Source organism: Mucilaginibacter sp. GW821-FHT07G05, assembly GCF_059418565.1.
In genome coordinates this window covers 168,131-183,544 of sequence record NZ_JBWKQC010000007.1, presented here as the reverse complement: position 1 = coordinate 183,544, position 15,414 = coordinate 168,131, and the positions used below count along the sequence as shown (strand labels likewise).

12 protein-coding genes are annotated in these 15,414 nt (G+C 43.8%); 11 read left to right on the top strand and 1 reads right to left on the bottom strand.

Annotation, left to right across the window (positions count from 1 at the left end; all coding sequences use genetic code 11):
* Positions 1-19 precede the first annotated feature (19 nt).
* The 9 genes from AC07NA_RS18265 (at position 20) to AC07NA_RS18225 (ending at position 10,400) form a co-directional block, all read left to right on the top strand.
* On the top strand, positions 20-763 hold the full coding sequence (locus tag AC07NA_RS18265) for a type III pantothenate kinase (RefSeq protein WP_494899017.1): 744 nt from the start codon (positions 20-22) through the stop codon (positions 761-763).
* On the top strand, positions 756-2,075 hold the full coding sequence (gene bamG, locus AC07NA_RS18260; protein ID WP_494899016.1) for a BamG family beta-barrel-assembly machinery protein: 1,320 nt from the start codon (positions 756-758) through the stop codon (positions 2,073-2,075). Before AC07NA_RS18265 ends, bamG begins: the two co-directional genes overlap by 8 nt.
* 13 nt (positions 2,076-2,088) lie before the next feature.
* Positions 2,089-2,697: an LPS export ABC transporter periplasmic protein LptC gene (gene lptC, locus AC07NA_RS18255; protein ID WP_494899015.1), complete on the top strand. Its 609-nt coding sequence runs from the start codon at positions 2,089-2,091 to the stop codon at positions 2,695-2,697.
* 111 nt (positions 2,698-2,808) lie between these two features.
* Positions 2,809-4,902: a peptidylprolyl isomerase gene (locus AC07NA_RS18250; RefSeq protein ID WP_494899014.1), complete on the top strand. Its 2,094-nt coding sequence runs from the start codon at positions 2,809-2,811 to the stop codon at positions 4,900-4,902.
* Between the two features lie 71 nt (positions 4,903-4,973).
* Positions 4,974-5,492: a DUF2480 family protein gene (locus AC07NA_RS18245; RefSeq protein ID WP_494899013.1), complete on the top strand. Its 519-nt coding sequence runs from the start codon at positions 4,974-4,976 to the stop codon at positions 5,490-5,492.
* Between the two features lie 110 nt (positions 5,493-5,602).
* On the top strand, positions 5,603-6,430 hold the full coding sequence (locus AC07NA_RS18240; RefSeq protein ID WP_494899012.1) for a DUF3108 domain-containing protein: 828 nt from the start codon (positions 5,603-5,605) through the stop codon (positions 6,428-6,430).
* Between the two features lie 13 nt (positions 6,431-6,443).
* Positions 6,444-7,007, top strand: a complete 564-nt coding sequence (locus AC07NA_RS18235; RefSeq protein WP_494899011.1) for a DUF3109 family protein — start codon at positions 6,444-6,446, stop codon at positions 7,005-7,007.
* A 614-nt stretch (positions 7,008-7,621) separates the two neighbouring features.
* Positions 7,622-8,758 carry a GDP-mannose 4,6-dehydratase gene (gmd, locus tag AC07NA_RS18230; RefSeq protein WP_345212592.1) on the top strand — a complete coding sequence of 379 codons (1,137 nt, stop codon included), beginning with the start codon at positions 7,622-7,624 and terminating at the stop codon, positions 8,756-8,758.
* A gap of 22 nt (positions 8,759-8,780) precedes the next feature.
* On the top strand, positions 8,781-10,400 hold the full coding sequence (locus tag AC07NA_RS18225) for a gliding motility protein RemB (protein WP_494899010.1): 1,620 nt from the start codon (positions 8,781-8,783) through the stop codon (positions 10,398-10,400).
* Positions 10,401-11,071: 671 nt separating this feature from the next.
* Here AC07NA_RS18225 and dxs read toward each other — a convergent pair.
* Positions 11,072-13,000 (bottom strand): 1-deoxy-D-xylulose-5-phosphate synthase, encoded by a 1,929-nt coding sequence (gene dxs / locus AC07NA_RS18220; protein WP_494899115.1) that lies wholly within the window; start codon positions 12,998-13,000, stop codon positions 11,072-11,074.
* A gap of 141 nt (positions 13,001-13,141) precedes the next feature.
* Here dxs and AC07NA_RS18215 point away from each other — a divergent pair, with 141 nt between their 5' ends.
* Complete coding sequence (locus AC07NA_RS18215) at positions 13,142-13,894, top strand: segregation and condensation protein A (protein WP_345212590.1); 753 nt, start codon at positions 13,142-13,144, stop codon at positions 13,892-13,894.
* 233 nt (positions 13,895-14,127) lie between these two features.
* A complete protein-coding gene (gene glyA, locus AC07NA_RS18210; protein WP_345212589.1) occupies positions 14,128-15,402 on the top strand; it encodes a serine hydroxymethyltransferase in 1,275 nt (424 codons plus the stop codon).
* Positions 15,403-15,414: the final 12 nt, after the last annotated feature.

Genomic DNA, 15,414 nt, shown 5'->3' with positions numbered 1-15,414 from the left:
CGATATCAACAGCGGCTTAATGGCTAATTTGGTTATCGATATTGGTAATACGCTGGTAAAGCTGGCTGTTTTTGAACACGATACATTGCTGTTTACCGATCATTATACGGTGGTTAATACCAACCTTATTAATGATCTGAAAACCGCTTACGCGTTTGATAAAGCTATTGTATCATCAGTAAAAAAAGAACAGCCCGAATGGCTAACAGCTTTGGCGGCAACTGTACCTGTAACCTGGTTCAGCGCTGCAATTGCCGCGGGTATCAATAACCATTACCTTACACCACATACGCTGGGGCTTGATAGGCTGGCCGCTGTAACCGGCGCTAAATATTTGTACCCGGGCAAAGGCAGTTTGGTAATTGACGGTGGTACCGCTATTACTTATGACTGGGTTGATGCCGAAGGAAATTATTTCGGGGGCAGTATATCACCCGGATTAAATACACGTTATAAAGCATTGAATTACTATACAGCGGGTTTACCGCTTATAGAGAGCGACGAGCTTTTTAACACCGGGTTTGGTAACGATACCACCAGCGCCATTAAATCGGGCGTGCAAAACGGTATTAAATATGAATTAACGGGCTTTATTGAAAGCTACAGAAGCAACAACGAACAACTAAATATTATACTAACAGGCGGCGACAGCATTTTTTTTGATACTCTACTGAAAAATAGCATCTTTGCCCCCTATATAAAAATTGAACCATACTTGGTTTTAAAAGGATTAAACGCAGCTATACAACAGCATAATGATTAAATATTCCAGAATTCTTATAACATTTTTATTTGCTGCCGTTACTTTTGAGGCAAGCGCGCAATTAAGCACCAATACAAGTTCGCCTTATTCAAGGTACGGTATAGGTGAAATTGCACCGCAATTGCTGCCTCAAAACGCGGGTATGGGGGGCATTTCTACAGGTATCAACTCAATAAGCGGTTACAGTACAGTTAACTTGACCAACCCGGCTGCCAACGCCATGATAGATCTTACTACTATCGATGTTGGCGTATACGGCAACTTTATTACGCTTTCACAATCAGGGCAAACATCGCAAGGCAGCAAAAACTTTAGCCTGAACCACCTGGCTTTCGGTTTACCGGTAAGCAAGCGTTCGGCCATAGTGTTCGGTTTAACGCCTTACAGCGATGTGGGTTATAATTATAGGCAATCGCAAAGTAACCTGGGCTCGGGCTCACCGGCCGATACCAACGCGGTAAACTTTATTTATACAGGTGAAGGTGGTCTTACAAAAGCTTATATCGGTTATGGATTTGGTATTGGCAAACACTTGTCAATAGGTGCTAATATCTCTTATATATTCGGTAACCTTAAAAACTACAGTTCTACCGAGATCCCCGCATTATATGGTACACAAAATACCCGTACCGAGATCAGCCAGCGTATACAAGGCTTAAACTACGATTACGGTATCCAATACATGTTTGATATCTCTGACAAAAACCGTTTAACTATCGGTTATTCAGGTTCGGCTAATTCAAAGCTTGATATAGAGACGAATAGATACACGTCACACTATTCAACAGATGGTACCGGTAACGAAAACCCGGCAACAGATACCTTAACAAGTGTCTTAGGTCCTAAAACGCAATTGCAACTACCTCAGATCAACCGTTTCGGTATATCGTACCGTATGGGTGCCAAATTACTGGTAGGTGCTGATTATAGTATGGGCAAGTGGTCTGATTTTGCTATTGACGGCCAAAAACAAGGCTTTAAAAACAGCCAGACGATTAACGTTGGCGCGCAAATAACACCTAATATCAACAAACTGAATAACTATTGGGCACTGGTTGATTATCGCTTCGGCTTTATGTACAACCAAACTTACCTTTCATTAAACAATACCGATATAAATCAATATGCCGGTACAGTAGGTTTAGGCTTACCGTTGCGCCCGGGATTGAGCAGTTTCTACAAGATCAATATCTCTGCCGAAGTAGGTAAAAGAGGTAGCCTAACCAATGGTTTAGTACGCGAAAGCTACGTAAACATCCGTTTAGGCTTTACACTTAACGATAAGTGGTTCCGTCGTTACAAATTTGATTAATTGGTATAAAGCAATGTGGGGTAAAAGGTTAACATCGGTTATGGTTATACCGGCATTAGCCGCCTTAATGCTATTGTCATCTTGCGAGAACGACCTGAAAAAAATTCAGGAGATTGCCGCGGGAGACGTAAGCAAGCCTGTGCAGCGTACCACCAATGTTGAGCTTATATTCAGCGATTCGGCAAGAGTAAAAACAAGGGCCTTGGCGCCGCTGGTGCTTGATTATTCATTTAACCAGGAAGACAGCCAAACTCCAAAAGTCAAACCCGAAAAATCATACAAGGATATGCCTAAGGGGGTGACTATCTATCGAATAGATAGCCTGAAGGAAACAGCCAAGATCGTATCCAACACAGCCAAGTGGCGAGATGCCGAAGGTGTTTTTGAGCTGCACAAAAATGTAGTGGCATCAAACAATGAAGGTACCGTATACAAATCAGAAGAATTGATATGGGACCAGAATAAGCATATCATGTATTCAACCATGCCCGTTCAAATAACCACTAAGGACGGCAATATTATTAATGGTACCAACTTTGAAAGTGATGAAAACATGACGCATTATAAGCTGAAACAAACCACAGGAATTTTCAACGTGAACGAGAACCCCGCCGCGCAATAATTGTTTTATTTTTGCAATTTTTTGTATTATAGAATTTTACTAAAAGTTGTATCTTGCGCCCTCTTTTTAAGTAACATAATATTATAGAATTATAACGTTTATATGGGAATAATGAGTTTTCTGCGGGAGCGAATGGGTATGATACTGGTTATCGTCATCGCTGTCGCGTTACTTGCATTTATTGCAGGTGAGGTAATCCATTTTGGAGGTTCGCTACTTAGGGGCGATGCCAATACAATTGGTGTTGTGGCAGGTGAAAAGATACCTTACGCTGATTTCAACAAAAAAGTTGAGCAAAATACCGATCAATACAGGCAGCAATACGGTGCCAATTTATCGCCTCAAATTACAAGCTACATTCAGGAGAACACCTGGAACCAGTTATTAAGCCAGGCTATACTTAAAAAGGAACTTGACAGATTAAGCCTGGTAGTAGGTACTGCCGAAACCCAAGACATGATCAGCGGTAAAAATCCTGATCAGCAAATTATACAAGCTTTCGGCGATCCTCAAACCGGTCAGGTTGACAGGGTTAAACTGAACAATGTTTTAAATAATATCAAAGCAGCTAAAGAAGGCGATCCGATGAAATCACAATGGAACGCTTTTGTTGCTCAGATGATAGAGTCGAAAAAAGCACAAAAATATGTTTCATTGGTAACCAATGGCTTATATGTTAACTCGCTTGAAGCGCAGGATGACTACGAAGCCAAAAACAAACTGGTTAACTTTAAATATGTAGCGCTTGCATACGCCTCTATCCCTGATAGTAAAGTAACCATTACTGATGGCGATTACAGCGATTTTTATAATGAGCACAAAGCATCATTTAAAACCGATCAGGAATTAAGAAATATTGAGTACGTAACCTTTAACGGTGCGGCTTCAAAAGCTGATAGCGCTGCGGTTAAAGCGCAGGTAGAAAAAATGCTGCCTGATTTTAAAGCAAGCACTAACGACTCGTTATACGTACAGGTTAACTCTGAAACTAAAACGCCTCTTGCTTATCAAAAGAAAGGCGCGTTAGAGCCTGCGGTTGATTCGGTAATGTTTAGCGCTGCAAAAGGATTTGTATATGGTCCGTACCTGTCAAACGGCAGCTACAAGCTGGCTAAACTGGTTGACTCACGTGTTGGTCCGGATTCAGTTAAAGCAAGCCACATCCTGATTAACCCTGCTACAGAAGGTGGTGTTGAAAAAGCATTGGCTAAAGCCGATTCATTGAAAAAACTGATTGTTGCCGGCAAATCATTTGCTGATCTGGCTACAATATATTCTATCGATAAGCAATCTGCCGAAAAAGGTGGTGACTTAGGTACTTTCGGTCGTGGTACTATGGTGCCTGTGTTTGACGAAGCAGTATTTAACGGTACTAAAGGCGAATACAAAATAGTTACCTCGCAGTTTGGTGTACACCTTATAAAAATTGTTGATCAAAAAGGATCTTCAAAAGTAGCTAAGATAGCTATTGTTGATAAACCGCTTATCCCGAGTAAAGAAACCCAATCGGCAGCTTACAACAAGGCGCAGGCATTTTTGGCCAGCGTAAGCGGCGGTAACTTTGATGCCGAAGTTAAAAAAGAGAAACTACAGTTAACCCCTGCTAATGATGTAAGCGGTATCACAGCATCACTTCCGGGTCTTGAGTCGGCCCGTGATCTGGTACGCTGGGCATTTAAAGCCGAATCAGGCGATGTATCTGACCAGGTATTCAGCAGCGGCGATCAGTATGTTGTTGCGCACTTAACCACTATTAAACCTGAAGGTACATTACCTTTAGAGGTAGTAAAACCGCAAATTGAAGCGGCTGTACGCAACAAAGTAAAAGCTAAACAACTGTTAGAGAAAATACAATCAGCTTCAGCTTCTTCTATCGATCAGTTAGGTCAAAAAGTAGGCGCTCCTGTTGTTCCGGTTCAAAATATCGTATTCGCTAACCCTGTTATTCCGGGTGTTGGTGCCGAGTATTCACTGGTAGGTTCAATATTCGGTTCGCAGCCAAACAAACTGTCAAAAGGTGTTGAAGGCCAAAACGGCGTTTACGCTTATGTAGTTGAAAGTTTTGTTAAGCCTGCTGCACTGGCCAATACTGTAAGAGAGAAACAACAGATAGGCCAAAACCTTACTCAACGTGCCAGTGGCCAGCTGCTGAACGCGTTGAAAGATAAGGCGAATGTAAAAGATTACAGAGCTAAGTTCTTATAATAGAAATTAAAGTAATTTTGTATCCGGGAGCAGCGTTATAGCCACTCCCGGATTTTTTATTTTAACGCACCATGGAAATACAGGAAAACATCATCAATAAAGTTGCCCAAAGCGGATTGGTTACGCTTGACCCTGCCGAGTTTTACCCGGCTGGCGAACGCGTGGTATATGATATCAAAAATAACCTGTTTATGGAGCTGATGTTACGTGAGAAGGATTTCAGGGAGTTTGTAAAAACGCACGACTGGACGCAATACGAAGGTAAATATGTTGCCGTTACCTGCACCGCCGATGCCATAGTACCTGCATGGGCCTACATGCTATTGGCTAACCGCTTAGCGCCTTACGCCATTGAAGTAGTATTTGGCGATGCCGAAACGCTGGAAACTGTATTGTTTGTAAAATCGATAAACGCAAATCTCGATGCGGAGAAATACCGCGATCAGCGCTTGGTGATAAAAGGTTGCGGCGATATCCCGGTACCGGTATCGGCTTATGTTGAACTGACTAAAAAACTTACGCCTGTGGCCAAAAGTTTGATGTTTGGTGAGCCTTGCTCAACGGTGCCTATCTATAAAAGGAAAGATTAATGGTGTGCTTTTTGCAGTGATGTAATAATACGCGCGATAATGTGTTGTATAGCCGGGCTTAAACTATTCACGGCGGTGTAAGTCAAACCCGGTATAATTATAAACACACTATGCATATTTTACTTACATATTTATATAACGTGCAAAAAGAACACTCTATAAAAAGATATCTACTCGCCACGCTCTTGTTACTGGCAAGTGCTATAAGCGGCTCCGCGCAAGACATCGATAAGGTGAACAATACCGTGTTTGGTGTTGGCGAGCAATTGAGTTATAAACTCAAATATGGTTTCTTCACGGCTGCCGAAGCTAATCTGCGGACTGAAGAAAGCAATCAGAAGTTTAATGGTAAGCCCGCCTTTCATATCATCGCCGAGGGCAAAACTGCCGGAACCTTTGATATATTTTATAAGGTGCGCAACACTTACGAAAGCTTTGTAGATAAAAGCACGCTGTTACCTTACCTCTACACCGAAAACCGTAAGGAGGGAAGCTACAAACACAGCGATAAGGTGAGCTTTGACCACGAAACAGGCAAGATCACCGCCGATAAAGGCGTATTCCCGTTTAAGGGGCAGATGTTTGATTTTGTATCGGCCTACTATTTTGCCCGGTCGCTGGATATATCAAAGCTGAAAATTGGCGAAACTATTGATATGCCCTACTTTTTAGAGGATGGTATTCATAAGTTAAACATCACCTATCTGGGTAAAGAGAAAATGAAATGTTCTATGGGTACTTTTAATTGTTTGAAGTTTAACCCGACAATTATTCCCGGTAAAATATTTAAAAAGAATAGTAAGCTATATTTGTGGATAACTGACGATGCCAACCGAATACCGGTACGTGCGCATGTTGAAGTAATTGTAGGTAGTTTAACAATGGACCTTACCGATGCCAAAGGGCTGAAGTATCCGTTAAACCCGATAAAAAAATAAGAAAAAAATAAGGATGATCGAAGTAGGTAACATATTGGTGCACGAGGATGTGTTGAGAGAGAATTTTGTTTGCAACCTTAACAAGTGCAAAGGTGCATGCTGCCTCGAAGGTGATTCGGGCGCCCCCTTAGATTATGAAGAACTGGCCATACTCGACGAGATCTACCCTAAAGTAAAACTTTACATGACCGAGAAGGGCATAGCCACGATTGAGCGTGAAGGCACTTACGTAACCGATTTTGAGGGCGATTATACCACCCCATGTGTGGATACCAATAAAGAATGCGCCTATGTAACCTGGGAGAACGGCATCACCAAATGTGCCATTGAAAAAGCCTGGGAAGCCGGCGAAGTAAACTGGAAAAAACCGATCTCTTGCCACCTGTACCCCATCCGCATCACCAAATATCCCGAGTTCGACGTACTCAACTACGACCGCTGGAGCATCTGTAGCCCGGCCTGTAGCTTCGGCAACGAACTCAAAGTACACGTATACGAGTTCCTGAAAGGACCACTGATCCGCAAATACGGCGAGGAGTGGTACAAAGAACTGGAAGAAGGTGTAGCGGGGATATAATATTAGCCCATTTCATATAAAATCGCGTCATTGGGAATTTTAGATCTTTTTGGACTTGGAAAGCAAAAGACGATGGCTCACACCTACTCTCCACTGTCATGCTGAGGAACGAATCATCTATCGAAGATAAGCATAGCGAAGAAGATTCTTCAAACGTTCAGAATGACAGTTTTTTAATACGTCATGGGTGGATAAGAAACAATCTCGTTGCTTTCTTCTGCTTGTTACGGTTTGTGCTATAATTAACGTTAGTCTGCTCTTGGGCGCAGTGCCCCATTACTTTTGAGGGCAAAAGTAACAAAACCCTTGTCCAGCAAAAGGCTTCTTTGCCGCACAAGGCCTTGCCCTGCAAACCGAACAGAACTTAGGGCTGGAACTTTTGCCCCATGCTTCGCCGCTCACTCCTCCCCGCATGCAACAAGTTCCTATGCCCGCCATTGCGCTCGTGGCCATCATAGTTCTGCCCGCTTTCGCCCGAAGCTGTTTGCTTACTTTAAAAATATGGTTGTATTCTTATCGAAGAGGAGTGCTTAATCCCCCTTCCAATAAACCCCAACCAACCATGCCTGTTTTTACAATTAAATTAGATAATATTGTAAAGTCTAACATTATCCATGAAGATTGCACTCATAACAGGTATTACCGGTCAGGATGGCGCTTATTTAGCAGAGTTTTTGCTGAAGAAGGGTTATGAGGTGCATGGGGTAAAGCGGCGCTCGTCGTTATTTAATACTGATCGTATTGATCACCTGTACCGCGACCAGCACGAGCAGGGTGTAAAGTTCAAGCTTCATTACGGCGACCTTACCGATTCAACCAATCTCATCCGTATTATTCAGGAAGTACAGCCCGACGAGATCTACAACCTTGCCGCGCAAAGCCATGTTAAGGTAAGCTTTGATACGCCCGAATACACGGCCAATGCCGATGGGATAGGTGTGCTGCGTATTTTAGAGGCTGTTCGCCTGTTAGGGCTTACACAAAAAACACGCATTTACCAGGCTTCCACATCCGAGCTTTATGGTTTGGTGCAGGCAGTTCCGCAAAGCGAAACCACGCCGTTTTATCCGCGTTCGCCGTATGCTGTGGCTAAAATGTACGGGTATTGGATCACCGTTAATTATCGCGAAGCTTATGGCATGTATGCCTGTAACGGTATATTATTTAACCACGAAAGCCCTATACGCGGTGAAACTTTTGTTACCCGCAAAATAACCCGTGCCGCTGCTAAAATAGCGCTTGGCCTGCAACAGTTTTTGTATGTGGGCAACCTTTCCGCGCAGCGCGACTGGGGGCATGCCAAAGATTATATTGAGGCCATGTGGCTGATGTTGCAGCAACAAGTAGCCGAAGATTTTGTTATAGCCACCGGGGTAACTACCACCGTGCGCGATTTTATAAAGCTCGCTTTTGAAGAGCTGGGTATTGAAATTGAGTTCAGCGGAAAAAATGAATTTGAAAAAGGGGTGATTATTGACCTCGATGAACAAAAAATACACGATCTTGGCTTAAATGCCGATGCCTTACGATTTGGCCAAACGGTAGTAAAGGTTGATCCGAAATATTACAGGCCTACCGAGGTTGATTTATTAATTGGTGACGCTACAAAGGCCCGCGAAAAACTGGGCTGGATACCTAAATATGATTTGCAGGCACTGGTGACCGACATGGTGTTGTCAGATCTGCATCTGGTGAAAAAAGACGACTACTTGCAAAAAGGGGGCTTTAAAACCCTTAATTATTTTGAATAGGTTTTAATGATAAATTTGATTTATGAAGAAGATATTTAGCAGCATTATACTTTTATTTTTAATTATTAATGTTGCGGGTGCGCAATCACAATATCAACCCTATTCATACCAGTTTTACCAAAAATTAAATGCCGATGTGTACTCTACCAAAACACGGGTGCATAGTTCATTGAAACCGTTTTTGGTTGATGATTCGCTGCTGCGTAAGGCCTATGATTCTGTAATGAATTATAATGTGGATGGCAGCACGCATAGTTGGGGATACCGCAAATTATTTACCGAACACCTGATTGATGAAAAATCGGCAAACAGTACTTTTTATGCCGACATTTTACCTGATATAACCGTTGGCCGTACTTTCAGAGGCGAAAAGAAGAATACTTACATTACCACCTACGGCCTGCAATTGGGCGGTACGGTTGGCAGCCAGTTCTCGTATAATATTGGCGGCTTTTTAAACAGGGGCATATTCCCCGAGTATTTAGATACTTACATTAACCAGGTGGGTATTGTACCCGGGCAGGCTTATGACAGGAGCGGTGGAAAGGAAACCAAGGAATGGTCGTACATTACGGCTAACGTATCTTACACGCCCATTAAATACTTGAATATCTCCGCCGGTAGGGACAGAACGTTTATCGGCGATGGTTACCGCTCGGTATTTTTGTCGGACTATAGTTCGCCTGCGCCATTCTTCAGGTTGACCGGTACGCTGGGCAATGTGAAATATATGGCCATGTGGAGCTATTACAACGACCCGCAAAACGGACTGATCAATGATTATAGCCACGATCGTAAAAAATGGGCCATCTACCATTACCTCGACTGGAACGTGACCAATAAGCTGTCATTAGGCTTTTTCGATTGCGTAGTTTGGGCTAATGAGGATGATTTGGGCCACAGCCGAGGGTTCGATTTTTCGTATATCAATCCTATCATTTTCTTAAGGCCGGTTGAGGCCACGGGCGGATCGCCGGATAACGCGCTGATCGGCTTAAACAGTAAGTACAAATTTACCGATGGTATCACCGCTTATGGCCAGTTCGCGCTGGATGAGTTTGAGGCCTCTAACTTCTTCTCGAACGGTGGCAGCTCACGTAACAAATACAGCTGGCAATTAGGTGTCCGCGGAGCAAACCTTTTCCAGGTGAAAAATTTGAGTTATCTGGTAGAAACCAACAACATCAGGCCATACACCTATTCGGAACGCAGCACGGCTATTAACCATACCGGCAACAGCGAACCGCTTGCACATCCATGGGGAGCAAACTTCCGTGAGGTAGTGGGCTTGCTGAACTATTCTTACAAACGTTTTGATTTTTCTGCCGAAGTTGATTACGGTCATTACGGTTTAGATATGGACGGACTAAACTACGGTAAAGACCTTTTCCAAAGCTATCGCGACCCGGCAAAGGCCAACGGTAACTACATAGGCCAGGGCCTAACCACCAATATGGTATATGCCGAAGGCAAAATAGCCTACCTGCTTAACCCCAAATACAATTTAAGAATAGAACTCGGCGGTATCATCCGTGATGAAAAAAACAGCCAGTTTCATGATAAAACAGCCATGCTAACCTTCGGTATCCGCAGCTCGTTCCGCAGCATTTATAATGATTTGGCAAGTTATAGGGCACATTAATAGAAGTGTTATTTAGTCAAATCTTTTTGGACTTTGAAGGTAAAATGACGATGGCTCACAACTCCTCTCCACTGTCATGCTGAGGAACGAAGCATCTATCGCAGATAAGTATAGTGAAGAAGATTCTTCACTGCGTTCAGAATGACAGTTTTTTAATACGTAAGGGGTAGGTACGAAGTAATCTCTACTTAGTTTTTTGGCTTGTGCTGTAATTAACCTTGGTCTGCTCTTGGGCGCAGGGCCCCATTACTTTTGAGGACAAAAGTAACAAAACCCTTGTCCAGCAAAAGGCTTCTTTGCCGCACAAGGCCATACCCCGCAAAACGTGCAGAACTTTGGGCTGGAACTTTTGCCCCGCCGCTCGTTCCTTACCCACATGCAACAAGTTCACTATGCCCGCCTTTGCGCTTATGGCCTTCAATATTCTGCCCGTTTTCGCCCGAAGCTGTTTGCTGACGGAAGAGTAAATAAAAGAGCTGTCGCGAGTTTAGCATAGCGTAACTCGTGACTTAGCATGGCGTAAGCTTTCAGCTTACAGTTGAGGTAATGGTTTTCGAGTAAACGACTCTGTATGCCGGGGATTGCTTTACTACGTTAGCAATGACGAGTTTTATATAAACAGGAAGAGCGGCCAATAGCCGCTCTTCCTGTTTATATATTAATATACTCCTTTACGAAGCTATAGTATGTGTATTCTTCTTAATACCGATCTTTTTTACCTCTTCGGCGATGGAATTGGCATCGTAACCGCATTCGGCCCAAAGCTCGGGTTGTTCGCCGTGTTCAACAATGGCATCGGGCATGCCTAGGCGTTTTACTGTAGCGCTGTAACCGTTATCGGCCATAAACTCTAATATGGCGCTTCCCATACCGCCATCAAGGCAGCCGTCTTCAACAGTAATTACCTTGCCGAATTTTTGGAAAACATCATGCAGCAGGTCGGCATCTAAAGGTTTTACAAAGCGCATATCATAATGGGCAGGGTAGTAGCCTTCTTCGTTAAGGGTAGCAATAGCTTTTGTTGCCTCGTTGCCGATCGCACCAATGGTTAATATCGCTACGTCTTCGCCGTCGCAAACCTTGCGGCCTTTACCTACAGGTATAGCCTTGAACGGACGTTGCCAGTCTACCATTACCCCGTTACCACGCGGATACCTGATCACGAATGGTCCCATGTTTTCCTGCTGGGCAGTATACATCAGGTTGCGCAGTTCTTCCTCATTCATAGGGGCAGATACCACCATGTTAGGGATGCAGCGCATAAAAGCTAAATCATAAGCGCCGTGGTGTGTTGGTCCGTCGGCACCGGCAATACCGGCACGGTCAAGGCAAAATATCACGTTGAGCTTTTGTATGGCTACGTCATGTATCACCTGGTCGTAAGCGCGTTGCATAAAGCTGGAGTAGATGTTACAAAAAGGCACCATGCCCTGTGTAGCCAATCCGGCAGAAAATGTAACGGCGTGCTGCTCGGCAATACCAACATCGAAAGCGCGGTTAGGCATGGCCTTCATCATCAGGTTGAGAGAACAGCCCGATGGCATAGCCGGCGTAATCCCCATTATTTTAGGGTTTTGCTCGGCCAGTTCAATAATGGTATGCCCAAACACATCCTGGTATTTAGGTGGCTGGGGTTTATCGTATTTTGTTTTCTTGATCTCGCCGGTTATTTTATCGAACAGGCCGGGAGCGTGCCACTTGGTCTGGTCTTTTTCGGCAAGGGCGTAGCCTTTACCTTTTACCGTGATGCAATGCAACAGCTTAGGGCCGGGTATATCACGCAGATCGTTCAATACTTTTGCCAGATGCTTTACATCGTGCCCGTCGATAGGGCCAAAATAGCGGAACTTCAAAGCTTCAAAGAAATTGCTCTTTTTCAGCAGAGTGCCTTTAATGCTCTTCTCAATTTTTTGCGCTATTTTAAAAGCATCAGGCCCAATGGCCGAAAGCTTGTTCAGTACATGCGCAATATCATCGCGAAAGCGGTTGTATGATTTTGAAGTGGTAATATCGGTAAGATATTCCTTAAGCGCGCCCACATTAGGGTCGATAGACATGTTATTGTCGTTAAGGATCACCAGCAGGTTTGAGTTTTCAATACCGGCATGGTTAAGCGCTTCAAAGGCTAAACCGGCGGTCATGGCGCCATCGCCAATTACGGCTACGTGCTGCCTGTCGGTTTCGCCTTTATATTGCGAAGCCACAGCCATGCCCAAAGCGGCAGAAATAGAAGTAGACGAGTGGCCTACGCCAAAAGTATCAAATACGCTTTCGCCACGTTTGGGGAAACCACTAATACCTTTATAAACACGGTTGGTATGAAAATCGTTACGGCGGCCGGTAAGTATTTTATGGCCGTAAGCCTGGTGGCCTACGTCCCAAACCAGTTGATCGTAAGGGGTGTTTAAAACATAATGCAGGGCCACGGTAAGTTCTACCACACCAAGACTGGCGGCAAAGTGCCCGCCGTTTACCGATACAACGTCAATAATATATTGGCGCAGCTCCTGGCAAACCTGTTCTAATTCCTCTTCTTTAAGCTGCTTTAAATCAGCCGGGTACTGTATTTTCTCCAACAAATTCCCGGCGGGTACCTGCATCGACATTAATTACAAATTTTAACCTGCAAATTACGGTAAATAATTATAAATATCACGACAAGCCGCAACATATAATTGTTTTAAATAAAACGCTGCCGGGTATTCATTTAAGTCTCAATTAACCTTAATTTTGAGCAGTTTATGTCTGACGATAATTTTGAAATAAAATTACCCCAGTTTGAAGGTCCGTTTGATCTGTTGCTTTTCTTCATAGAAAGAGATGAGCTCGATATTCAGGACATCCCCATCGCGCGCATTACCGACGACTTCCTGAACTACATTCACCAGATGACCATTTTGAACATGGAGGTAGCCAGCGAGTTTATTTTTGTGGCCGCTACCCTTATGCGCATCAAGGCCAAAATGTTACTGCCCCGCTACGAAACCGACGAAGCCGGCAACGAGATTGATACCAAGGAAGAACTGATACGCAAACTGGTAGAATATAAACGCTTTAAAGACCTTTGCGAAGAAATTCGGCCGTATGAAGATGAACGCTTTAAACAGGAAAAACGCGGCAACATAAAGCAGGACCTGGAGCAACTGGAAAAAGTTCCCATTCCCGGCGAAGAACTTTCAGACCTGAGCCTTTACCGCCTGATGGTAGTTTATGGCAGGTTGATGAAGAACTACTATAACCGTACCGAAGAGGTAAAGCATACCATTGTACAATACCCATATACCATAGAAGATCAAAAAACGGCCATCGGCGATTTGCTCCGCATAAACCGGATGATGGATTTTAAGGCGATGGTAAGTCAATCAGAAAACAAGGTGCATTTTGTATACAACTTTTTAGCCATGCTTGAAATGCTGCAGCAGGAACTGATAGATATACAGATAGGCTTAGGGTATAATAACTTTTGGATATCGGCTAAGGAGATTCAGGAATAAAGATTCAGGACGAAGTGGGTAAACCAACCAGCGGAATAGATTGAAAAATAAGGAGATTAGGATAAGGCGAGTCATATATAACCATAGCACTGCGAAGTGTAAATTGATTAAGATATTGTAAAGATCAGGTCATGAATACGTAAAACCAATTTGGTATTTGGTCTTGCCTCTTGATTCTTAACTCTTAATTCTCAACACAATTGCCTAACTTAGGGGCGTTTTTTAAATATAACATGAAAAGAGACAAATTAATTTTTAAGCTGCTTGACGAAGAACAGCAGCGCCAGGAAGAAGGCATTGAACTGATAGCATCTGAAAATTTTGTAAGCAAACAGGTAATGGAAGCTGCCGGTTCTGTAGCTACTAACAAATATGCCGAAGGCTTACCGGGCAAACGTTACTATGGCGGTTGCCAAATTGTTGATGAAATTGAAACCATCGCTATTGACAGGGCTAAGCAATTGTTTAATGCCGAGTGGGCAAACGTGCAGCCGCACTCTGGCGCGCAAGCCAATGCCGCGGTAATGCTGGCCTGCCTTCAGCCGGGCGATAAAATTCTTGGGTTCGATCTTTCTCATGGAGGGCACTTAACTCATGGTTCGCCGGTTAACTTCTCGGGTAAATTATATGAGCCTCATTTTTATGGTGTAGTTAAAGAAACAGGTCTTATCGATTACGCGCAGCTTGAAAAAGTGGCGCTGGAGGTAAAACCAAAAATGATCATCTGCGGCGCTTCGGCTTACTCGCGCGATTGGGATTACGAATTTATACGCGCCGTTGCCGATAAGGTAGGCGCTATTGTACTGGCCGATATCTCGCATCCGTCGGGTATGATTGCCCGTGGTTTACTGACCGATCCGCTGCCGCATTGCCACATTGTAACTACTACTACACACAAAACATTGCGCGGCCCGCGTGGTGGTTTAATACTGCTGGGTAAAGATTTTGAGAACCCATGGGGCATTAAAACGCCAAAAGGCGAAACAAGAATGATGTCTTCCCTGTTAGATATGGCAGTGTTCCCCGGTACACAAGGTGGCCCGCTTGAGCATATTATAGCAGCAAAAGCCATCGCGTTTGGCGAAGCCCTTAGCGATAGCTACATGAAGTACATTTTACAGGTTAAAAAGAATGCCGAGGCTATGGCGAAAGCATTTGTTGACAGGGGTTATGAAATTATATCGGGCGGTACTGATAACCACCTGATGTTAATTGATCTGCGCAACAAAAACATCACCGGTAAAGCTGCCGAAAACGCCCTGGTAACAGCCGACATCACAGTAAACAAAAACATGGTTCCGTTTGATGACAAATCGCCGTTTGTTACATCGGGTATACGTGTTGGTACGGCCGCAATTACCACCCGCGGATTGAAGGAAAAACAGATGGAGGAGATCGTAGAGCTGATTGACGCGGTAATTATTGACCCGGAAAATGAAACTTCTATCAAGAAAATACGTAAGAAAGTGCATAAGCTAATGGACGATTACCCTTTGTATAAAGAGTAAAAGTGTGGGAAT